Genomic DNA, 22,717 nt, shown 5'->3' with positions numbered 1-22,717 from the left:
CACTTGCGTAAAAAATCTGTACGGATTACAGAGACGCGTCGGGCTGTCCTTTCCTATCTTGTCAAAAGTCAGGAACATCCAAGTGCAGATGCCATCTATCAGGACTTGAAACCAGCCTTTCCCAATATGAGCCTGGCAACCGTTTATAACAATCTCAAGGTCCTCATTGAAGAAGGTTTTGTCTCTGAAATTAAAGTTCGTAATGATACCACGACCTACTTTGACTTTATGGGACACGATCATTTGAATTTGATTTGTGAGTCTTGTGGGAAGATTGATGATATTGATATCGAAGTTCCAGACGTGAGAGCAGAAGCGAGAGAAAAAAGTGGCTACGTCATTACCAAGTGCCAAACCACAGTTTATGGCCTTTGTCCGGAATGCCAGAAGCAATTGTAGGCAAACCTCTTTTTAGAGGTTTTTTTGTTTAGTCTTGTTTGTGGAAAGAGGGTGGAAGAGGCAGGATTTAGAACCTGGTGAGAGCGACTTGTAAATGTCCATGAAAAAGAATTGATAAAATTTTCACGAAATCTTCGATCTAGCTCTGTTAAGACTAGATTTTTCCCTCAAAATCTAGTAGAATAGAATAGATAAACGAGGGTAACCTCGGAAAATAAAAGGAGATCCATCTAATGGTAAAATTGGTTTTTGCTCGCCACGGTGAGTCTGAATGGAACAAAGCTAACCTTTTCACTGGTTGGGCTGATGTTGATTTGTCTGAAAAAGGTACACAACAAGCGATCGACGCTGGTAAATTGATCAAAGAAGCTGGTATCGAATTTGACCAAGCTTACACTTCAGTATTGAAACGTGCGATCAAAACAACTAACTTGGCTCTTGAAGCTTCTGACCAATTGTGGGTTCCAGTTGAAAAATCATGGCGCTTGAACGAACGTCACTACGGTGGTTTGACTGGTAAAAACAAGGCTGAAGCTGCTGAACAATTTGGTGATGAGCAAGTACACATCTGGCGTCGTTCATACGATGTATTGCCTCCAAACATGGATCGCGATGATGAGCACTCAGCACACACTGACCGTCGTTACGCTTCACTTGACGACTCAGTGATTCCAGATGCTGAAAACTTGAAAGTGACTTTGGAACGCGCTCTTCCATTCTGGGAAGATAAAATCGCTCCAGCTCTTAAAGATGGTAAAAACGTATTCGTAGGAGCACACGGTAACTCAATCCGTGCTCTTGTAAAACACATCAAACAATTGTCAGACGACGAAATCATGGATGTGGAAATCCCTAACTTCCCACCATTGGTATTCGAATTTGACGAAAAATTGAACGTTGTTAAAGAATACTATCTTGGAAAGTAAGATAACATAATTTGTTATCCATAAAAAAAGCTGACTTCAGTCAGCTTTTTTGTTTGTCCATCGCAGACCTAGCTGTTTTTTGGTTTTCAGGGACTCCTAAAAATGATATAATGAAGTGTTATTACATAAGGTTTCATTAGCCTTGAAAGGAAAAGAAAATGACAAAATCATTCTACATCACAACCCCTATCTATTACCCATCTGGTAAATTGCATATTGGTTCAGCTTATACTACGATCGCCTGTGACGTCTTGGCGCGTTACAAACGCATGATGAACTACGATGTTTTCTACCTGACTGGTCTCGATGAGCACGGGCAAAAGATCCAGCAGAAAGCAGAAGAAGCTGGGATCACGCCGCAAGCTTATGTAGATGGGATGGCCGTTGGAGTGAAAGAACTCTGGCAATTACTCGATATCTCATACGATAAATTCATCCGTACGACAGACGATTATCATGAAAAAGTGGTGGCGCAAGTCTTTGAACGCTTGCTGGCTCAAGACGACATCTACCTTGGTGAATACTCTGGTTGGTATTCAGTATCTGATGAAGAGTTCTTTACAGAAAGCCAATTGGCTGAGGTCTACCGTGATGAGAATGGAAAGGTCATCGGTGGGGTAGCCCCATCAGGCCACGAAGTAGAATGGGTTTCTGAAGAATCTTATTTCCTTCGTCTCAGCAAATACCAAGACCGCTTGGTTGAGTTTTTCAAATCCCAACCAGACTTCATCACGCCAGATGGCCGTCTCAATGAAATGTTGAAAAATTTCATCGAGCCAGGTTTGGAAGACTTGGCGGTATCTCGGACTACCTTTACCTGGGGAGTACAAGTTCCATCCAATCCTAGACACGTTGTTTACGTTTGGTTTGATGCTCTGCTTAACTATGTGACAGCTCTTGGTTATGGCCAAGAAGATCATGAAAACTTTGACAAATTCTGGAACGGAACCGTCTTCCACATGGTCGGAAAAGACATCCTTCGTTTCCACTCCATCTACTGGCCAATCCTTCTCATGATGCTCGATATCAAATTGCCAGAACGTTTGATTGGCCATGGTTGGTTTGTCATGAAAGACGGTAAGATGTCTAAGTCTAAAGGGAATGTCATCTACCCAGAAATGTTGGTGGAACGCTTCGGCTTGGATCCGCTTCGTTACTACCTCATGCGCAGTTTGCCAGTTGGTTCGGATGGTACCTTTACACCAGAAGACTACGTGGCTCGTATCAACTATGAATTGGCAAATGACCTTGGAAACCTCCTCAACCGGACGGTAGCCATGATCAATAAATACTTTGGTGGTCAAGTTCCGGCTTATGTCAAAAATGTCACAGCATTTGATGCAGATTTGGCTAAGGTAGTTGAAGAAAACATCGCTGAATACCACAAGCAAATGAACGGGGTTGATTACCCACGCGCATTGGAAGCCGTATGGAACATCATCTCTCGTACCAACAAGTACATCGATGAGACAGCTCCTTGGGTCCTCGCTAAAGAAGACGGTGACAAGGAACAATTGGCAGCGGTCATGGCTCACTTGGCAGCTAGCCTTCGTGTTGTGGCTCACTTGATCCAACCATTTATGATGAACACCTCAAATGCCATCATGGAACAACTAGGATTGGGCTTGGACTTCGATCTTGAAAACTTGACCCTAGCAGGCTTCCCTGAAAATGTCACAGTGGTTGCCAAAGGAACTCCAATATTCCCACGTCTTGACATGGAAGAAGAAATTGCCTACATCCAATCTCAAATGACTGCTGGAAAACCAAAAGAAAAAGAATGGATTCCAGAAAAAGTGGAACTCAAGTCTGAAAAAGATGAGATCAAATTTGAAGACTTTGACAAGGTCGAAATCCGTGTAGCAGAGGTCAAAGAAGTTGAACGCGTCGAAGGATCTGACAAATTGCTTCGCTTCCGCCTAGATGCAGGAGATGGCGAAGATCGTCAAATCCTCTCTGGTATCGCAAAATTCTATCCAAATGAACAAGAATTGGTCGGCAAGAAACTCCAAATCGTGGCCAACCTCAAACCACGTAAGATGATGAAGAAATATGTCAGCCAAGGCATGATTCTTTCTGCAGAACATGGGGATCAATTAACGGTCTTGACCGTTGATTCATCTGTTCCAAATGGAAGCATCATTGGCTAAACGATAGACAAAGAAAAAATCATCTAAAAAACTTTCCTTAGGTGAGTACGGACGTCAGCGAACTTCGAAGAAGTTCCATGACTAATTATTGAGCCTAAGGTCTCAATAATTCCGAGTGCCTGAAACAACTGTGTTTCAGGCATTTTTCTCACGACGGAAAGTTTCAGTAGATGATTGAATAATTCTAACGAATGAATTTTTTTTAGAGAAATTATTTGATTTGTAAGGAAAAACAGGTGGTCTACGCTCTCAAGCACTCCTCGGGAGTGCTTTTCTTGTATTGATATAGTTCCTATCATTGAATTTTACAAGGATAGAAGATGAGTCCTATTAGTAATAAATGTTAATGGAGACTTCCGCAGTGAGAAAAGAGTCTGAAACGTTATCGTTTCAGACTCTCGGAAGATTTGAGACAGTAGGCTCAAATCTTAGGTATGGAATCCCAAAGGGATTCGCTACCGTCCGTCCTCACCTAAGGAAAGTCTCCGAATATAGTTCCTATTCATCTGGCCGGTATTCCAGGATATCTCCAGGCTGGCAGTCGAGTTCTTTGCAGATGGCTTCAAGGGTGGTGAAGCGAATGGCTTTGGCCTTGCCTGTCTTGAGAATGGAGAGGTTAGCGGTGGTGATGCCGATTTTGTCGGCTAGCTCGTTGGATTTCATTTTGCGCTTGGCCAGCATGACATCTAGATTGACGATAATCATGGCACCCTCCTTAAATGGTTAGCTCATTTTCTTCGGCGATTTCAATCCCTCTCTCTAAAATCTTGCCAAGGACCCAGACAATTGGGACAGCAAGGAGAAGTCCCGTGTTAAAGGTAAATTGGAAGGTGAAGGGAAGGAGATAAGCATTGCCGCTGGTCTCAAGTGTACCAGACATAAAGGACAAGACCAAGAGAATCTTCCAAGCTCGGTTGCAAAGATCAATGTTGGAGTGTGAAAAGATCTTTTCTTGGTAGAGATTTTGGAGGAAGCTGCGAATGGTGATGAGAAGGTAAATATAGATAGCGCTTGAGGCTAGTGGGAAGAGCAACTGCCAGAGAGGTTGCGCATGTTGGGGGAAGAGCTGGATGCCATTTACATCAAAGGACAAGCGTCCAGTTTGAATGAGATCTTTAAACACTCCCATCCGGGAAAGCAGGTGGACGACCAGTGCAGCCACGGTCATAAAGCCACAGAAGTAAATGAAAGCCGTTAAGACTTCAATGATATTTTTTAAGGTTTTTGAGTTTTTCATCGCAAGCCTCCTTGAAGTTTATTTATTTTTCACTTATAGTATACTCCTTATAAAAAATAAGTCAATAAAAAAGTATCGAAAAACGATAAAAAATTTATGAGATTCAGTCAAAATTTGCTTTAAATAGAATTTAAGGTATACTATTAGGTAACTACCATTTCAAGGAGGTATTGAAATGATCAAAAAGCTAAATAAGAAATATCTTTGGATGATCATTGCTTTTGTGAGTGCAGTGGTTCTAATCGGAGGAGTCTATCTCTACTCTAGCTCCAATATCCAACCAGATCATCAAAAAGAGTTCAATCAGACTTCGAAGACCTCGTCTTCTTCATCTAAAGAAAAAGCCATTGATCTGTCTGGTGAATATGTCTCTAGTGCGCGTGATAAGGCTAAGATACAAAAAGATGGGAAATCTTGGAAAATTGATTATCAAACAGATGATGGTGCTGTTTCAGCAACGTTCTCAACGGATTTCAAAGTAGAAGGAGCCAATAAAGTTTCTACTAGCCAGATGAAAAAGTCTGATGGAAATACGGATTTTACCGTCACTGTGCGTATCTTTAAATACCAATCAGAAAAAGATCCTCTTATAACGGTAACCATGTCAGACAATGATCCGGATCACGAAATGGTCTTTGCCAATCGGAAGGATTTCTTCAAATCAACGAATCCAGATGATGCGGTATTGGATGGGGATTTGACAACCTTCTCAGGAAGTTATTCCAATGAATCGATTGAAAAGCAGATCGCAGATTCAGGCTTTAAGTTGTATGGCTATAGTCCAGAAGATTATTACAATCACCGGACTACTGTCTTCCCTTCTATCTACTCTGATCAGGATAAGGGATGGAGCTTCTGGAGTGGAGCTAGCAATGTCCAATTTGTCCTCAATAAAGATAAGAAACCGAAGAAAGCTGGATCGACCTATCAGGTTTACTTTGTCCAAGCTGGTACAAGTGGAGAAACTCCTGGTCAGGAATTGATTGTTACCTTGATTCCTGAAAATGTTCAAGGTCCTGATGGTATCGTGTCGCCTTTGAGACGCATCTTCTACCATCAAGCCTCCTTCCAAGCCTACCAAGACAAATGGTGGGAAGCCTACCCAGAGCCTAAGAAGGAAGCAGACCTTGATATTGCGGCCATCAATAGTGGAGATTTCTCAAGTCTGGCAGGGACATGGCGCAATGCTAAAGGCCAGGAGATGGTCATCCAAGAAGATGGAACTGTAAAGGGCCAAGGAAGATTAAAAGCAGTGCCGAACTCGGATAAGACAAGTAAAGTCCCTTATGTAGATCTACGTGTGGGAGAAACAGGAGTGGCAGTTGGCCTCTTTAAGATTGGTTTTGAAAATCCTGATGGAGACCAATCAGATAAGAGCAAACCTCGCTTGGTTGTTACCCAATCAGCTGGGAACTATCCAGCGGATCAATACTTCTATCGTCAATAAGATTGAAGAAAAAGTCATTTTTAAAACTTTCCTTAGGTTCAAAACTCCCGAATGCCTGAAACAACTTTGTTTCAGGCACTTTTCTCACGGCGGAAAGTTTTTCATCTTCTTAAATGACTAAAAAATAAAAGTCATTTTTTGAAAATCATCCAGCTGTTTTATGTAAAGCGATAGTATGTCTACATTTAAAACCCAGGAAATTCAATTTCCTGGGTTTTGTTTTGCTTCAATTGTTTATCACTAGGTGCTGAAGGAGTTGATTATTTCTTACTTCAACCTGTCTCTTTAGACTTACTCTTTGTGTTCAAGGAGCAGTGGTGAGGTGGTCTCGACTGCTTGTTTGCGCTTGAAAAATGCAGCCATTTGAACTAGGATACGGGGGACTGTTTGCCATTTTTTCCATGCTTGGACACGGGTGTCGATGAGTTGCTTGGCTAGACGTTCCAGCATTTCTCGCTCGGTGGGGTCTAGGTCCTGAGTGTTTTGAAAGATATCTTTGATCTTGGAGAAATTTTTCAAGTTCATCAAATCATTAATCGAAGTAACGCCTGCATCCAAGAAGAGGCCAAAGAAGGTATCGAAAAATTTCTTGAGTTGGCTGTCAGGCACTTCTTGTACCCACTGTTTTAAGGTTTGGTCCATCTGCTGGCTATCGGGACTGGTTTGATCCAGTGTCACAAATCCATCCTTTTCAACCATCCAAGTAAAGGCGTCATGCTGGGCAAAGCCACCAAAAGCTCGACTTTTGACGATCGTAGCAGGCTCAGGAACTTCCAGCATCATGCCGACGATGGATCCTTGTGGGACATAGCGATGAATGAGGTGTGCGATTCGTTGGTAGCCCTCTGTTTTGATAATGGACTTGTTGAGACCAGGAGCGTCGTAACAGAAAATGGCGTCGACTTGTTCGGACAGCTGGTCAGGAAGGTAGGAGCAGGCGTAGGCTGCGAGATTACCCCCTTTGGAGTGTCCGGCTACCATGAAGCGTCCTTTTGGGAACTCCTTCATGACATGTTGTAGGTAGCTGGCTGCACGTCTCTGAGCTGGGATATGGTCCATGTAGGTCATGTGGAAATCTTCCTTCCAACCGATCAAGGTATCATCCGTCCCTCTGAAGACAACTAAATAAACATCCATGGTAAGACGATAAGTCATCGCCGCAAACTGTTTCTGAACATCGGGGTCATATTCGTCGACATAGTTGAGCAGTTTGATATTCTTAAAGCGTTTTGAAGTGGCCAAGCTATCTACTAACTGCAAGTGCTGGTCCGTCACGATAAAATCGGTGATCCGATCGACCAGATCTGTCGCATCAGACAAGCGGACTTCAATATTGGTCGTATCTCCTTGGGGCACGATCCGATCAAAAGGAAGATAGGTCAGCTCCGTCAGTGCCAGGACATCGAGTTCCTTAAAGGGGCGATCATAGATGGAATCATAGGTGACATGGTCTAGATAATCAAAAATCGTGGACATGGGATTCTCCTTTGTATCTGTATGTTCAGTATAGCATAAAATACCTGAAAAGCCCCTTAGTAAAAATAGGAAATTGATGACCACTATGCTATGCTGTCGAAAAATATGTATGCTCCTTGGATAATTTGATATAATGAAAGGGTAACATTCTAGTAAGAAAGAGCAGGAAAGAGCATGCACAAAATTCTTCTTGTCGAAGATGATGAAACCATTCGCCAACAAGTGAAGATAATCATGGAGCAGTGGGGCTTTGAAGTCATTGCAGTTGATGACTTTATGGATGTACTGGGCACCTTTGTCCAGACCAATCCTCACTTGATTTTGATGGATATTGGCCTTCCTCTTTATAATGGCTATCATTGGTGCCAAGAGATCCGCAAGGTGTCCAAAGTGCCGATCATGTTTTTATCCTCACGCGATCAAGCCATGGACATCGTCATGGCTATCAATATGGGAGGAGATGACTATGTGACCAAGCCATTTGATCCCAATGTCCTCCTGGCGAAAATCCAGGGCCTCCTTCGCCGCTCTTATGAGTTTGGGACTGATCAAGATTTGTTAGAACACCGGGGTGCTATCCTCAATCTCAAATCCATGGATCTGGTCTACGAGGGAGAGGTAGTCAATCTGACCAAGAATGAATTTCAGATTCTTCGTATCCTATTTGAAAAAGCTGGAAGTGTGGTGGCTCGGGATGATCTAATGAAGGAACTGTGGAACAGTGATTTCTTTATTGATGACAATACACTCTCGGTCAATGTAGCTAGACTTCGGAAGAAACTCGAAGAAGCAGGACTGGAACATTTTATCGAAACGAAAAAAGGGATAGGATACGGGTTGAGCAATGGATAATCGATTCTTATTTGTTAAACACTATCTGATTTCTCATCGCCGCTATCTCTATTTGATCGGTTTACTCCTTTCATCCCTGGTCTTGTTTGCCTATATATTCGAAGGCTACCGCCATTTTCTCCTTTACCTGACAGGGATTTTGGCTTTTTTGAGTCTGCTTCTGATCATTTGGGATGCAGTGGCTAAGTATCAGGCCTATCGGAAGGAAGTGCTCTATGGGGAGGGGGTAGCTGAGACCCCTCTAGAAAAGGTCTTGAGTCAAAAGCTAGCAGCCAGTCTGCAAGCCCAGCGGGAGCAGACGACAGTAAGTATAGAGACCTACAATGATCTGATGGATTACTATACCCTCTGGGTCCACCAGATCAAGACCCCCATTGCGGCCAGCCAACTCTTGGTTCAAAATATAAAAGACAGCGACCTGAGAAAGCAAATGGAGCAGGAGCTCTTTAAGATTGACTCCTATGCCAACGTGGTCCTCCAGTATCTGAGACTCGAAAGCTTTCACGATGATCTGGTCTTGAAGCGCGTGTCGCTAGAGGACTTGGTCAAAGAAGTCGTACGAAAGTATGCCATTTTCTTCATCCAAAAGGGCTTGACGGTGGATCTGCATGACTTAGATGTCGCCGTCATTACTGATCGCAAGTGGCTCTTGGTCATTATCGAGCAATTGCTGTCCAATAGCCTTAAGTATACCAGCACTGGCGGGATTGAGATCTATTTCAAAGACCAGACCCTTTATATCAAAGATAGTGGGATTGGAATCAAGGATAGTGACATACTCCGTGTCTTTGAGCGAGGATTTTCTGGCTACAATGGCCACCTGACCCAGCAATCTTCTGGACTAGGTCTCTACCTATCTAAAAAGATTGCAGACCAGCTAGGGCATCAACTCCAGATGACCTCACAAGTTGGCCAAGGGACGACTGTTGCCATCCACTTTGAAGAGAAGAAATTGGTGATGGATTAATTAAAAAAGGATTATTATGGAAAATAAAAATGAAACATTAGAGATTACTAATAATGAATTAGAATATGGCAATTTGATAGATCTAAGAAGTAGTCTTCAAGTTGAGTTAAATGATATTTTAGATGAACTTTCTTCAATTGAGGAAGATAGAGAAAAACTACAAAATAACCAGTATCTTGAAGAAGCCATTCAAGACATCATTTGGGACCAAGTTCAAAATCAATTAGCAGTCCAAATCGGTGAAGAGTTTATTAAAGATAACAACGGTCAAACTCTAGATTTACGAAAAGAAGCACATATCCAAACTGCTGAAAATTTTGAAAAAGGGAAATTTATTACTCATAATGCAGATAGAAGTATATATGAGGACAGATATAAAGATTGGCAAGAAAAATTTGAAAGAGATGAATTTGGAAATATTCGAACTCATACAACTCGATCAGGGAAAACAGTAAATACAATAAAAAAAGATGCCAGAGAGTTTTTAGATAAAAATAGGCCAAAAGGTTCAAAAGAAAAAGGGACTGATATGGATCATACTATTTCTGCTGGTGAAATCATTCGTGACAGTAAAGTTAATGCTTTTATGGACGAAGATCAACAATATGCTTTTGCTAATAGCGATATAAATTTAAATGAGATGAGAGCCAGTGTAAATCGAGCAAAAGGCTCTAAATCAGTGCCGGAATACCTCGATTATCCAAATTCTAAAGGTCAGTATCCAAAAGATAATCAAAACTTGACTGAATTAGAAGAAAAGCAAATGAGGGAAAAATATAAACTGGCTAAGGATGATTTGGACAAGAAAACAGATGAAGCTGAAAAGCGAGCTATTCAATCTGGTAAAAAGTCACGACGTAATGAGGCTTTGAAAGTGACAGGAAAAGCCTTAAAAGCTGCTGTACTTCAATTGTTGACAGAATTTTTGAGAGAGATTGTTAAGAAGTTTATTTCTTGGTTGGGTGAAAAAGAGAAGAATTTCGGAACCTTCATTGCAAAAGTAAAGGAAGCTATTTCAAACTTTATGTCTAATCTTTCTCATCATGTCCTTGGTGTTGGGCAATCGATGGTTACGATGTTAGCTACTTCTATCATTGGTCCTGTAGTTGGAACATTTATGCAGGTCTGGACTTTTATTCAGCAAGGTTGGAGATCTCTTTCCGAGGCGATTGACTATTTAAAAAATCCAGAAAATAAAAATAAGAGTACTAATGTTAAAATGCTTGAGATAGGGAAAATTATCGTTGCAGGAGTAACGGCTGCTGGAGCCATCGTTTTAAGTAGTGCGATTGGAGCAACTTTGTTATCTATTTTTCCTCCACTTGGTGTAGAAATCCCATTGCTAGGAAGTTTGTCTGGTCTGATAGGTACATTTATGGGAGCAACAGTAGCTGGTATAGTCGGTGCATTTGTCTTGAAATTAATTGATAAAATGATTGTCGACAAACAGATTGATGAATTAACAAATAAAAAAATTGATAAATACAATGATAAACTGATTGTACAAGACCAAATGAATGCGGTTGAAATGGCACTTGTGCAGGTAGATAAAATGGAGTCTTTAAGTCAAATGGAAGATCGACATCGTCAAGCGGGAAAAATAATGAAGGATGAACTTTCTTTCTTACTTGAGGAAAAAGAAAAAGATGATAATGAATTTACAGAAATCGATGCCTTATTGGCGGAGCTAATGGATTAGGAGATATTATGGAAAAAGAATTTGATTTACAGATTAGTAATCATGATTTTAACGCAGCAAAAGAGCAATTGAAAAAATTTGCTGAACAAGATGTTAAAGAGTTAAAGTTTGATAAAGTTCGTACACATGAAGATATCTTTGGATTAGAGTGGGCTGAACACGGAGTGACTGGGAAAGAACTAAATTCATTGATTGAAAAACTTCAGAAGTATTTTTCAAATGTTTATGATCGTGATCAAAACTTAATTAAAGAATTTGGTGAAGTATATAAAGCTCTAGAAGCATTGGATAAGGATTATATTCAAGCTATACTAACGTCTGTTTCTGCGATTAAAAAGACAAATGAAAAGATTTTAATAGAACAAGAAAGAATTGATAAGTCAATCGATAAACAAACGGCCACCTTAATCGCTTTAAAACAGTTTAAAGAAAAAGTATCGGCTCAACTATCTGAGATTGATTCTAGTAAACTAGTCACTCTTATTGAGCAACTTGAAAGTAGGGTTGAGGAGATAGAAAAGTCTTCAAGTATAATGAAAGATGAATCTTCAGAAATTTCGCAGTTAAAGAATGAATTATATTCTGTAAAAAGTCAAGTAAATATCCTATCGAATAAACTATTAACCTCTTTTGTTTTGACAGGCATAGCTACTGGATTTGCTGTTGTGACGTTAATCATTTTATTGATGAGGTAACAAAATGAGTCGTTATCAGGATGAATTAATTGAGATATCAAAAAAATTCGATATTCAAACAGGATCAAGAGGTCAATTTATTGAAAAAATAGCCCTTCTATTAAATGATTATTCTGAAGAATCAGTAATCGAAATTTTACAGTATTTAGTTGTTAAAAAAAAGGATGCTTCAACGAAAGTAGCAACAACTGCAAATTTGGTATCAGAGTCACTTTTAAAATACTCTGGTTATATTAGCCTATCGAAGTACAAGAACACAGAGACAAATCAAAAGTCTGAAGAAATTTCCTTTGATAAATTAAAAGATGAGTTGAATCATTTAGTTGGCTTAGATAAAGTCAAGGAAGAAGTCAACAATCTAATTTCCTATCAGAATATCCAGAGAATTAGAAAAGAAAATGGCTTAAAGATTCCAAATCGAACCTTACACATGGCATTTACAGGCAATCCAGGCACAGGAAAAACCACAGTTGCTAGGATTGTAGGCAAAATGTATAAACAGTTAGGTCTGTTAACGAAAGGACATTTTACGGAAGTTTCACGTACGGATTTGATTGCTGGTTATCAAGGACAGACAGCACTTAAAGTAAAAAGTGTTATTGAAAAGGCCAAGGGAGGAGTTCTCTTTATTGATGAAGCGTATAGTATTACCGAAAACGAAAGTACAGATTCCTATGGGAGGGAATGTTTAACAGAATTAACAAAGGCTTTAGAAGACTATCGAGATGATTTAGTTGTCATTGTTGCAGGCTATAGTAAACCGATGGAGAAATTTTTTGAATCAAATCAAGGACTAAAATCTCGATTTAATTACTTTATTGAGTTTGGAGATTATTCTTCCAAAGAACTAATGACGATTCTAGAACATTTATGTCGTCAGGATGATTATAAGTTAAGTAATGAGTTGAAACTTTCTCTTGAAAGATATTTAAATAGTGAAATCCAAAAAAATACAGAAAATTTTTCTAATGGTCGTTTTGTTAGAAATATATATGAAAAAATGTTGATGAAACATGCAGTTCGGACTGATAAACTAGTTTCTAAAAGCGTTGATGACTTAATGGAATTAGAAGTTGAAGATTTTCAATAAAATGAATCATGGTTCGTTCCTTACAAGACTGTAAGAAATAATATTCAAAATGAAAGGTTAGGTTATGGTGACCGCCTTTTATTTTCTTTACAATAGTCTTATCAAATCAAGGAGGTCAAGAAAATGAAACTCTTGAAATGGATGAAAGAACCCAAAAAGATTAAGAAACCATATATCCAAACTGATCTGGAAAAGGCGGAATTTGGTCGCCAAGTCTTGCAACAAATCCAAGAATTTTTCTTGATCTACTAGTAAAAGGAGAAAAACATGTCATTACTAGACGTTCAACATATCAAAAAGATCTACAAAACCCGCTTTCAAGGGACGCAAGTCGAAGCCTTAAAGGACATTCACTTCACCGTGGAAAAAGGGGAATACGTCGCCATCATGGGGGAATCAGGATCCGGTAAATCGACACTTCTCAATATCCTAGCTATGCTGGACCAGCCGACGGAAGGCCGGGTCTACCTCAATGGCACCGACACCTCGACCATCAAGAACAAGGACGCGTCGAGCTTCCGTAGGGAAAAACTAGGCTTTGTCTTTCAAGATTTCAATTTGCTTGATACCTTGTCTGTCAAGGACAATATCCTTCTCCCTCTGGTCCTTTCTCGCAGACCGGTCAAGGAAATGATGAGTAAGGTCGATAGCGTCAGTCGGGAATTGGGCATCCACCAACTGCTTGAAAAATATCCCTACGAAATCTCTGGTGGGCAAAAACAACGGGTAGCCGTAGCACGGGCTATCATCACCTCGCCAGAAATCCTCCTTGCTGATGAGCCAACAGGGGCGCTAGATTCCAAATCATCTGCTGCGTTGCTCGACGTCTTTGAAGACATCAATAGCATGGGGCAAACTATTCTCATGGTGACCCACTCGACCGCAGCAGCAGCTCGAGCCAAGCGCGTGCTCTTCATCAAGGATGGGATCCTTTACAACCAGATTTTCCGCGGGGAAAAAACAGAGCGTCAGATGTTCCAAGAAATCTCGGATACCTTGACGGTCATGGCAAGTGAGGTGGAGTAGATGTTTCGCTTAACCACTAAATTAGCTTGCTCCAATCTGATCAAGAACCGCAAGCTCTATTATCCCTTTGCGATTGCGGTCATTCTTGCAGTGACCATCGCCTACCTCTTTGACTCCCTGACCTTTAATCCTCACATTCATGAGCTTCGAGGGGGCTCTTCCATGATCTTTACCCTCGTCTTGGGACTGTTCGTGGTCAATGCCGCGGGAGCTATCATCGTGCTCTATGCCAATAGCTTCGTCATGAAAAACCGCTCCAAGGAGCTGGGAATCTACAGCATGCTCGGCCTTGAGAAACGCCATCTCATCAGCATGATCTTCAAGGAACTCTTGTTTTTTGGATTTGTAACTATCTCAGCTGGTGTTTTGATCGGGGCTCTCTTTGACAAGCTGATCTTTGCCTTTCTCTTGAAACTCATGAAGATGAAGGTCCAGCTAGTATCCACCTTCCAACCTGGGATTGTGGTCTTAGTTTTTGTCACCTTTGGTCTCATCTTTGGCCTCTTGGTCTTTCTCAACGCTTGGCGGATTCTCCGTTTGAATGCCCTGCAGTTGACTCGTGAGAAGGCTAGTGGTGAAAAGAAAGCCCGCTTCTTGTGGTCCCAAACCATCCTGGGTTTAGCCTCCCTTGGTTTTGGCTATTACCTAGCCTTGTCAGTCATAGACCCATTGTCTGCGATTGTGATCTTCTTTCTAGCAGTTATCTTGGTCATGATTGGGACCTACCTGCTCTTTAATGCTGGGATCACCGTCTTCTTGCACCTGCTTAAGAAAAAGAAGGCCTACTATTACCAACCCAACAACATGATTTCGGTCTCTAACCTCATCTATCGCATGAAGAAAAATGCAGTTGGGCTTGCGACCATTGCCATCCTCTCGACCATGGTGCTGGTGACCATCTCTGCTGCGACCAATATCTATGTCGGTGGCGAAATGGTCAAGAAAATCATGGCTCCCCATGATTTCTCTGTCCAAGGAAAAGGGGTGGATTTGGAGCAGATCAATCAGAAATTTGATGAATTTGCCTCTGAGCACCAGCTTGAGATCAAGAATCGTGACCTGATGACCTATGCCAACTTTGGGGTTAAATCACAAAAGGGAACGGATTTCACCGTCTATCCAGCTGACGAACGCAAGGTCAATCCTAAAACAGTCTTTCTAGTTTTTGATGCAGCCAGCTATGAGCAGATGACAGGAGAAGAGGTCGATCTGACTGGCAACCAAGTCCTTCTCTTTGCACATAACGAGGCTCTCAAAGGGCAAAAGCAGTTTACCATCAATGGGCAGGACTTCCAAGTCAAGGAAGAAGTGACCAAGGATTTTATCACTGATCATGTTCCAAATCAGTTCAATTTGCTAACAGAGGATTTCAATTATCTAATCGTGCCAGATCTCTCAGCCTTTATCGCCCAATTTCCAAATCTTGCCATCTATACCAATATCTATGGTGGCTTCAATGTCAATGTCGGTGAAGACCAGCAACTCAAGCTAGCAGCTAGTTATGACAAGATGATCGATGAATTGAGTAGCCAACAGGGCCAAGGAACATTTGTCTATGGAGGTAACCGTGCCAATGATGTGGCAGAGATGAATAGCCTCTTTGGTGGCATCTTCTTTATCGGGATTTTCTTGTCACTGATCTTTATGGTAGGAACGGTCATCGTTATCTACTACAAGCAAATTTCTGAAGGCTATGAAGACCGTGACCGCTTCGTCATCCTCCAACAGGTGGGGCTTGATGAACACGAGGTCAAACGGACCATCAACCGTCAAGTGCGGACCGTCTTCTTCCTCCCTCTCATCTTTGCCTTTATCCACCTGGCCTTTGCCTACCATATGATCCGCCTCATTCTTAAAGTCCTCGGTGTCATCAATAGTGGCCAAGTCCTCGTCGTGACCCTCAGTGTCTGCGCCGTCTTTCTCATCACCTACCTGATCGTCTTTTGGATCACCTCTCGGAGCTACCGTAAGATTGTGCAGATATAAGAAAAAGAAGCTCGAATCAAATTAGAAACTTTCCTTAGGTGAGTACGGACGTCAGCGAACTTCGAAGAAGTTCCATGACTAATTATTGAGCCTAAGGTCTCAATAATTCCGAGTGCCTGAAACATGATTATTTCAGGCACTTTTCTCACAGCAGAAAGTTTTAATATACTCTAAATAATAATTAGAAATCATTTGGATATTTTTGCACAATAATCCAGCATAGGTTATTCAAAGAAAAGAATTGTCAATTTTTTTAGCTTGCTCATAGCGGGCTTTTTTGTACGAAAACCGACTGCGATTGTTTTTGTTTTTCAAAGGGATACACAAAAAAGACTGAACCAGTCGAGTTCAGTCTTTGTTCGCTTTCTATTAAAGTGATGTAAGGAAAGTCAATCCTCCTAGGATGACACCTGCCGAATTCGGAATGATCAAAATCCAGTCTTTTTTAGGTTCCTTTGTCCAACCATAAATGACCCAGATCAAGCAAGAAATAGCAGCTGACAAGGGTTGGAAAGGTTGGGCCTTGTTTCCCTGTAAATTAGCAATAATTTGTGGGATGTAGGCAATGAAAACGATAATCCCAATAAAGGCACCGATCGAGCCAACGATTTGGTTGATTTTTTGTTTATTCATAAAATTTTACCTCTGTGTATCAAAATAGCATAAATAGGAAGATAATGCAATTAATTTGCATGCTATTCAAGATGAAAATGATTATATTTGCAAAAAAATTAGACAAAGTGTCTAAAATAATTACTAGAGAGAAGACTCTCTCGAAGAGAAATCCATCTTCCTGCAAAATCACAAGATTGTGACACTTTACAGTTCAGTAACATTTGAAAAAAGCACTTGAATTTTAAGAGGGCAAGCGTTAGAATAGTGCGTACTTAAAAAATGAAAGGTATTTTGAAAATGAATGAAAAACAAATGAAAATTCTTGGTTGGGTTGCAACCTTTATGTCTGTGATGATGTACGTGTCTTACTTCCCACAAATCATGGATAACCTCGCTGGTCACAAAGGAAACTTTGTTCAACCTTTAGTTGCCGCTATCAACTGTAGCCTTTGGGTCTATTACGGACTCTTTAAAAAAGAACGCGATATCCCACTTGCTGCAGCCAATGCACCAGGGATCATCTTTGGTTTGATCACAGCCATCACAGCTTTATAAGAAGGAACTAGCTCCCGCAAGGAAGCTAGTTTTTTTTATACCTTACAGAAATGTAAGAAATCAGGCTCAAAATGAAAGGTTAGCTTATTGTAGATCTCTCTCCAAATCGTTACAATAGAGGTGTAAAAAAAGTTTTATGGATGTCAATCATATAACCGGATAGAAATGGAGAACGAAAATGGCCTTATTAGATGTACAACATGTGAAAAAAATTTACAAAACCCGCTTTCAAGGAACGCAGGTTGAAGCCTTAAAGGATATCCATTTTACCGTGGAGAGGGGTGAATATGTAGCTATCATGGGGGAATCAGGATCCGGGAAATCGACCCTCCTCAATATCCTGGCCATGCTGGACCAGCCGACCGAAGGGCGGGTCTACCTCAATGGCATGGACACCTCGACCATCAAAAACAAGGATGCCTCCAGTTTCCGTCGGGAAAAACTAGGCTTTGTCTTTCAAGACTTCAACCTGCTCGATACCTTATCGGTTAAGGACAATATCCTCTTGCCACTGGTCCTCTCTCGTAGACCGGTCAAGGAAATGATGAGCAAGGTCGATAGCGTCAGTCGGGAGTTGGGCATTCACCAACTGCTTGAAAAATACCCCTACGAGATCTCTGGTGGACAAAAACAACGGGTAGCCGTAGCACGGGCCATTATTACCTCGCCAGAAATACTACTTGCTGATGAGCCAACAGGTGCGCTGGACTCCAAGTCTTCAGCTGCGTTACTAGATGTCTTTGAAGATATCAACAGCATGGGCCAAACCATCCTCATGGTGACTCACTCAACCGCAGCAGCAGCGAGGGCTAAGCGCGTGCTCTTTATCAAGGACGGGATTCTTTACAACCAGATCTTCCGCGGGGAAAAGACAGAGCGTCAGATGTTCCAAGAAATCTCAGATACCTTGACGGTCATGGCGGGAAAGGAGGATCGTGATGTTTAAATTAACAAGTAAATTAGCTATTTCCAACCTCAAACAAAATCGCAAGCTCTATTATCCCTTTGCCTTGGCTGTCATTTTAACGACCATGATCCTCTATAGTTTTATCGCCTTGGCAACGACCCCTCATTTAGAGGATTCTTACGGAGGGGGGGCGGCGAGAACTGTTCTTGGTTTTGGTAGTTTCGTCGTCCAGCTGGTCGTCATCATTTTGGTGGCTTATGCCAATGGCTTTGTCATGAAAAATCGTTCCAAAGAACTGGGCTTGTACAGTGTTCTGGGAATGGAGAAGAAGCATCTCCTCATCATGACCTTATGGGAATTGCTCTTCTTCTATGTTCTCACAGTTGGAGTAGGACTGGGCTTGGGACTCTTGTTTGATCGCTTGATTTTTGCCTTGCTCCTAAAATGTATGGGGCTACCAGTCGTCATTCAATCAACCTTCCAGATAGAGGCTGTTCTTAACACTTTACTTGGGTTAGCCTTAGCTTTTGGCCTCATTCTCTTGTTGAATTCTTTCCGCCTCTTGCGCTACAGTTCCCTCCACCTCATGCAACAGAAAAAAGCAGGAGAGAAGAAGGGACGCTTCTTGCTGGTCCAAACTCTTTTAGGACTTGGGCTCTTAGGAATTGCGTTTTATATAGCGCTAACCGTTGAGCGTCCAGTTGCAGCGGTTCAAGGATTCTTTATTGCTGTCATCTTAGTCATTCTGGCGACTTATCTTTTATTCAACGCAGGATCTATTACCTTCTTAAGATTTCTCAAAGGTCGGAAATCCTACTATTACAAGCCAGAGAATTTTATATCTGTCTCCAACTTAATAGCACGGATGCGAAAAAATGCAGCGGGTCTTGCGACCATTAGTATTCTTTCCACCATGGTCTTGGTCACCTTAACCGGGTCGCTCAATATCTTTATTGGAGGACAGAACTACCTAGATACTGTTTACCCTTCTGATTACATGATTAGTGTGGGGCATATGCCTTCAGATGCTGAGACAGAATCGGTTATTGAGGATGTTCAAGCTCAAATTAAGAAAACAGCCGATGCGACAAATCTATCAGATTATCAGGTGGCACAGACAACATACTGGTCGGCTGAAATTCGAAAGATTGATGGAAGGAGCTTAGAGGTGTATGAGCAGTCCTATCAAGAAGCTGGTCAGGAGATGGAGATGAAGACAGAGGGGACAGTCTACTTTTTTGATCAGGCGACTTACGAGCAACTGACGGGTCAAAAAGTTGAGCTTGGGGAAAATGAAATCCTAGCCTATGGGTATCAGTATCCTGGAAGATTAGATGCACAATTAGAAATCAATGGGAAGACCTTCACGATTAAACAAAAACTAGAATCCAATTTTATCCAAGGAAAACTCCCTCAATCCGACCTGTTTCAACATCAAATGGGTTTGTACCTTGTCCTCCCTGACTTGAACCAACTGGGACTAAAAGTTGATAAAAATTTGGAATTCGCTATTACTGCAAAAGATAAAGAGAATCAAGATTTCATCAGTGGCTTGATCAAAGACCTTTATTCGACAGACAAAATGAGTCAATATGGTGCGACTTTCTTTGGTGGATTTGAACGATACAGCATAGAGAAGGAGTGGCGTGAAACAGCAGGGACTCTCCTCTTTATTGGGATTTTCCTATCGGTCATCTTTCTATTAGCTACAGTACTCGTCATTTACTACAAACAGATTTCAGAGGGTCATGAGGATCGGGATAATTTTGTGATCTTGCAACAAGTAGGATTGGACCAAAAGCAAACCGGCACCACCATTCGCAAACAGATTCTCACCGTCTTTTTCCTTCCACTATTCTTCTCCTTCTTGTACCTAGGAGTGGCCTACAAGATGATTGCAAAAATCGTAGCCATCTTAGGAGCGACCAATGCGGGCTTGGTCCTTCAAACAACTCTTTCCATCTGCGCTGTCTTTTTCATCTCTTATGTCCTCGTCTTTCTTCTGACTTCTAGAAGTTATCGGAAGATTGTCGTGAGATAGCGTTTGATACGATGGAAACTTAAGAAAATAGGTGAAGATAAAGCTCCCCTTGAAACTTTCCTTAGGTGAGTACGGACATCAGCGAACTTCTAGGAAGTTCCATGACTTAGTTTTGAACCTAACGTTTCAAAACTCCCGAGTGCTAGAAACAAGAATGTTTCTAGCACTTTTCTCACAGCGGAAAGTTTCAGTGTATGCTTGAATGAGCTAATTGGATGTATTATCTTAATTATTTATGTGTTCCTAATTTGTTCTATATAAAGAAACAATTTGTCTACATTTTAAAACACCGAGGATTTTTCCTCGGTGTTTTTATCGTGATTATTTCACGTGTTTTGCAAGTTCTTCTTGCGCTTTTTTGTTTGATTCTTCTTTTTCTTTCAACCAATTCTTATAAGCTTTGTCGTAGTCAGCCGTTGTGACTGTATCACTTTGTAATTCCATGTACTTGTAGTAGCTAGCCCCGTCTTTGATACCAATCAAGGAGAAGGCTTTTGTAAATGGTTTAATCTTCGTGATAGAAGGAACAGCACCTTTAGAGTAGACAGGAAGTGCAAAGGCATTGTCTGTCAACCAAGCTTGAGCAACAGCATATTTTTCATAACGAGTTTTGGTATCCAATTGTTCTGCATTGGCATCATCCAATAGTTGTTTGTACTCGTTCAAACCTAGTTTTTCAATTAGGGCTTGGTCAGTTGCCGGATTGATTCCCATACCTGCTAAGGCTGAACCATCGACTGGATTGAAGATATCCAAGTAAGTTGATGGGTCTTGGAAGTCAGGCCCCCAACCAGCGATATCCATATCAAAGTCTTTTTGATCAGGACTTTGAGCGAAGTAGGTTGCATTGTCCGCATCTTCCGTAGACAATTTCTGAACATCCACGACAACATTTTCTTTTCCTAATGTTTTTTCGATGGAGTCTTTCATTGAATCAGCTTGTTGCACAATGCTAGCAGAAGACTGGTCAACCACGTAATCGATGTGGATTGGGAATTGGACACCTTGCGCTTGGAGCTCTTCTTTTGCTTTAGCAAATTGTGCTTTAGCCTTGTTCGCATTGAACATGCTATCTTGTGCATCAGCAAGGCTGACATCCTTCCAATCATCTCCTGTTGCAGCAAGTTTTTCTTCAACAACAGTACCGAAGTCTTTGTTGTCTACTTGCACAAATGTTGGAGGTACAAGAAGCGTACGAAGGGTTTTACTAGCCCCATCTTTCCCGTTTGATTGGGCACTTAGAGAAGTACGATCAAGGGCAAAGTTGATGGCTTGACGGAAGTTTTTGTTTTGAAGAGCTGTTTTGGTTTGGTTCTTCTGGTCGTCTGTTGTCTTCTCAGTATGACCGTAGTTTTGACGGTTTACGTTGAAGTAGACATAGTAGACAGTCGCATCTTGCGGTGAATAAACGATATTGTCCTTGAATTTTTTCTCAATGGTACTGAAGGTTGAGCTCGTTGGGAAGAGACGCGCAGTGGTCAAGTTTCCATCAGAAAAGTTACGAGCTAGGTAGTCTTGGTCAGAACCATCGAAGTAGGTCAATTTGATATCATCGATCTTCACATTGTCTTTGTCGTAGTAGTTCTCGTTCTTAGTGAACTCCATTAACGATTTTGAAGTGAAGGATTTCAAGTAGTAAGGACCGTTGTAGAGGATTCCAGAAGGTTTGACGCTACCAAAGTCTTTACCTGCAGACTTGAGGAATTTTTCATTGACGGGCATCATGGTCGAAGTTGTCAATTTAGAATTCCAGAAAGACTCAGGTTGAGCCAAGGTGTATTGAAGGGTATGGTCGTCAACGGCTTTTACTCCAACTTTAGAGAAGTCCGTATTTTTACCAGTGACATAGTCATCCAGGCCGGCTACTGAGTTTTGAACCAAGTAGAGGGCATCTGACTTGTTGTCCGCTACGTATTTCAGAGAAGTGACGAAGTCCTGTGCAGTGACGTCTGCATATTCGTTCCCTTCTGAGTCATACCATTTTGCATCTTTACGAAGTTTGTAAGTATAAGTCAATCCATCCTTAGAAACAGACCAATCTTCTGCTAAAGCAGGGACCAAGTTACCGTATTGGTCGTTTTCAAAAAGTCCATCTACTAAGTTAGTTGTGACATCACTTGTTGTTGAACGGTTTGAAAGGAGGTAGTTCAAAGAGTCTGGATCAGTGCTATACACGTATGAAAAAGTGTTTGTCTGAGAAGACTTTGCAGATGATCCACAAGAAGCAAGGAACAGGGCTGAAGCAACCGTGACACCTGCAAGGAAAGCTAGTTTAGATTTTTTCATCACTTATCTCCTTTAATAAAGATTTTGTATTATTATACACCTTTTCCGGTAAAAAGCAAATTTTTTTTGAAATTAATTGTATATTTAGTCATAATGCTCGGATTTATCAAGTTTCATGCAGTATTTTTAACTATTATGCTTTACAAACTAGTTAAGGAGGAGTATACTAATAGTGAAAGGACTAGTATGTAAAACAAACTAGCCAAAAAGAGGCGGTATAGAAAGGGGGAGCAGGATGAAAGAGTCGCAATTGCTCAAGGGTGTCCTGGAAGGTTGTGTTTTAGAAATTATTTCAAAAAAATCTATTTATGGCTATGAATTGATCCAAAGTCTCAAGGAAACCGGCTTCGATAAGATCGTTGC

20 protein-coding genes and 1 pseudogene are annotated in these 22,717 nt (G+C 41.2%); 16 read left to right on the top strand and 5 right to left on the bottom strand.

Annotation, left to right across the window (positions count from 1 at the left end; genetic code table 11):
* From ACLOR3_RS06435 to metG, 3 genes are all read left to right on the top strand, one after another.
* Positions 1-399: Fur family transcriptional regulator (locus tag ACLOR3_RS06435; RefSeq protein ID WP_412037079.1), on the top strand; the 399-nt coding region annotated here is incomplete at its 5' end.
* Between the two features lie 233 nt (positions 400-632).
* Positions 633-1,325 (top strand): phosphoglycerate mutase, encoded by a 693-nt coding sequence (locus ACLOR3_RS06430; RefSeq protein WP_002900876.1) that lies wholly within the window; start codon positions 633-635, stop codon positions 1,323-1,325.
* A 158-nt stretch (positions 1,326-1,483) separates the two neighbouring features.
* Positions 1,484-3,475 (top strand): methionine--tRNA ligase, encoded by a 1,992-nt coding sequence (gene metG / locus ACLOR3_RS06425; protein ID WP_411400633.1) that lies wholly within the window; start codon positions 1,484-1,486, stop codon positions 3,473-3,475.
* A gap of 498 nt (positions 3,476-3,973) precedes the next feature.
* Here the strand turns inward: metG and ACLOR3_RS06420 are convergent, their stop codons facing one another.
* Positions 3,974-4,180, bottom strand: coding sequence for a helix-turn-helix domain-containing protein (locus ACLOR3_RS06420; RefSeq protein ID WP_003006064.1), 207 nt, complete (start codon positions 4,178-4,180; stop codon positions 3,974-3,976).
* Between the two features lie 10 nt (positions 4,181-4,190).
* On the bottom strand, positions 4,191-4,712 hold the full coding sequence (locus tag ACLOR3_RS06415; RefSeq protein WP_368387472.1) for a DUF2975 domain-containing protein: 522 nt from the start codon (positions 4,710-4,712) through the stop codon (positions 4,191-4,193).
* A 175-nt stretch (positions 4,713-4,887) separates the two neighbouring features.
* Between ACLOR3_RS06415 and ACLOR3_RS06410 the strand changes: the two genes are divergently transcribed.
* Positions 4,888-6,159 carry a DUF6287 domain-containing protein gene (locus ACLOR3_RS06410; RefSeq protein WP_411400630.1) on the top strand — a complete coding sequence of 424 codons (1,272 nt, stop codon included), beginning with the start codon at positions 4,888-4,890 and terminating at the stop codon, positions 6,157-6,159.
* Between the two features lie 291 nt (positions 6,160-6,450).
* Here ACLOR3_RS06410 and ACLOR3_RS06405 read toward each other — a convergent pair whose 3' ends face one another.
* Positions 6,451-7,635, bottom strand: coding sequence for a DUF2974 domain-containing protein (locus tag ACLOR3_RS06405; protein WP_411400628.1), 1,185 nt, complete (start codon positions 7,633-7,635; stop codon positions 6,451-6,453).
* A gap of 174 nt (positions 7,636-7,809) precedes the next feature.
* Between ACLOR3_RS06405 and ACLOR3_RS06400 the strand changes: the two genes are divergently transcribed.
* The 8 genes from ACLOR3_RS06400 to ACLOR3_RS06365 all read left to right on the top strand — a co-directional run bounded on the left by ACLOR3_RS06400 (position 7,810) and on the right by ACLOR3_RS06365 (position 15,950).
* Positions 7,810-8,487: a response regulator transcription factor gene (locus ACLOR3_RS06400; RefSeq protein ID WP_048789741.1), complete on the top strand. Its 678-nt coding sequence runs from the start codon at positions 7,810-7,812 to the stop codon at positions 8,485-8,487.
* Positions 8,480-9,454, top strand: coding sequence for a sensor histidine kinase (locus tag ACLOR3_RS06395; protein ID WP_154852276.1), 975 nt, complete (start codon positions 8,480-8,482; stop codon positions 9,452-9,454). Before ACLOR3_RS06400 ends, ACLOR3_RS06395 begins: the two co-directional genes overlap by 8 nt.
* Before the next feature lie 16 nt (positions 9,455-9,470).
* Positions 9,471-11,153 carry an AI-2E family transporter gene (locus ACLOR3_RS06390; protein ID WP_411400625.1) on the top strand — a complete coding sequence of 561 codons (1,683 nt, stop codon included), beginning with the start codon at positions 9,471-9,473 and terminating at the stop codon, positions 11,151-11,153.
* An 8-nt stretch (positions 11,154-11,161) separates the two neighbouring features.
* The gene (locus ACLOR3_RS06385; RefSeq protein ID WP_154852282.1) at positions 11,162-11,848 is read left to right on the top strand and encodes a hypothetical protein; all 687 of its coding nucleotides are present in this window, start codon (positions 11,162-11,164) and stop codon (positions 11,846-11,848) included.
* Positions 11,849-11,852: 4 nt separating this feature from the next.
* Complete coding sequence (locus tag ACLOR3_RS06380) at positions 11,853-12,938, top strand: AAA family ATPase (RefSeq protein WP_411400623.1); 1,086 nt, start codon at positions 11,853-11,855, stop codon at positions 12,936-12,938.
* Positions 12,939-13,061: 123 nt separating this feature from the next.
* Positions 13,062-13,190, top strand: coding sequence for a hypothetical protein (locus tag ACLOR3_RS06375; protein ID WP_411400621.1), 129 nt, complete (start codon positions 13,062-13,064; stop codon positions 13,188-13,190).
* Between the two features lie 15 nt (positions 13,191-13,205).
* The gene (locus ACLOR3_RS06370; RefSeq protein WP_004219620.1) at positions 13,206-13,964 is read left to right on the top strand and encodes an ABC transporter ATP-binding protein; all 759 of its coding nucleotides are present in this window, start codon (positions 13,206-13,208) and stop codon (positions 13,962-13,964) included.
* Complete coding sequence (locus tag ACLOR3_RS06365; protein WP_411400618.1) at positions 13,965-15,950, top strand: FtsX-like permease family protein; 1,986 nt, start codon at positions 13,965-13,967, stop codon at positions 15,948-15,950. It abuts the gene before it with no gap.
* A gap of 369 nt (positions 15,951-16,319) precedes the next feature.
* Here ACLOR3_RS06365 and ACLOR3_RS06360 read toward each other — a convergent pair whose 3' ends face one another.
* Complete coding sequence (locus ACLOR3_RS06360) at positions 16,320-16,583, bottom strand: SemiSWEET family transporter (RefSeq protein WP_003012241.1); 264 nt, start codon at positions 16,581-16,583, stop codon at positions 16,320-16,322.
* 279 nt (positions 16,584-16,862) lie between these two features.
* Between ACLOR3_RS06360 and ACLOR3_RS06355 the strand changes: the two genes are divergently transcribed.
* The 3 genes from ACLOR3_RS06355 (at position 16,863) to ACLOR3_RS06345 (ending at position 20,068) form a co-directional block, all read left to right on the top strand.
* Positions 16,863-17,120 carry a SemiSWEET family transporter gene (locus ACLOR3_RS06355; RefSeq protein WP_003006102.1) on the top strand — a complete coding sequence of 86 codons (258 nt, stop codon included), beginning with the start codon at positions 16,863-16,865 and terminating at the stop codon, positions 17,118-17,120.
* Between the two features lie 178 nt (positions 17,121-17,298).
* Positions 17,299-18,066 (top strand): ABC transporter ATP-binding protein, encoded by a 768-nt coding sequence (locus tag ACLOR3_RS06350; RefSeq protein ID WP_411400615.1) that lies wholly within the window; start codon positions 17,299-17,301, stop codon positions 18,064-18,066.
* On the top strand, positions 18,059-20,068 hold the full coding sequence (locus ACLOR3_RS06345; RefSeq protein ID WP_411400613.1) for an FtsX-like permease family protein: 2,010 nt from the start codon (positions 18,059-18,061) through the stop codon (positions 20,066-20,068). The genes ACLOR3_RS06350 and ACLOR3_RS06345 overlap by 8 nt, the downstream gene beginning before the upstream one ends.
* Before the next feature lie 321 nt (positions 20,069-20,389).
* Here ACLOR3_RS06345 and ACLOR3_RS06340 read toward each other — a convergent pair whose 3' ends face one another.
* Positions 20,390-22,354, bottom strand: a complete 1,965-nt coding sequence (locus ACLOR3_RS06340) for a peptide ABC transporter substrate-binding protein (protein WP_411400611.1) — start codon at positions 22,352-22,354, stop codon at positions 20,390-20,392.
* Between the two features lie 235 nt (positions 22,355-22,589).
* Here ACLOR3_RS06340 and ACLOR3_RS06335 point away from each other — a divergent pair.
* Positions 22,590-22,717, top strand: a pseudogene (locus ACLOR3_RS06335) (PadR family transcriptional regulator); the annotation flags it as partial.

It is taken from the genome of Streptococcus intestinihominis, from assembly GCF_046824975.1.
GTDB lineage: Bacteria > Bacillota > Bacilli > Lactobacillales > Streptococcaceae > Streptococcus.
The sequence above is the reverse complement of the archived record's forward strand: the minus strand, read 5'-3'. Positions and strand labels throughout refer to the sequence as shown.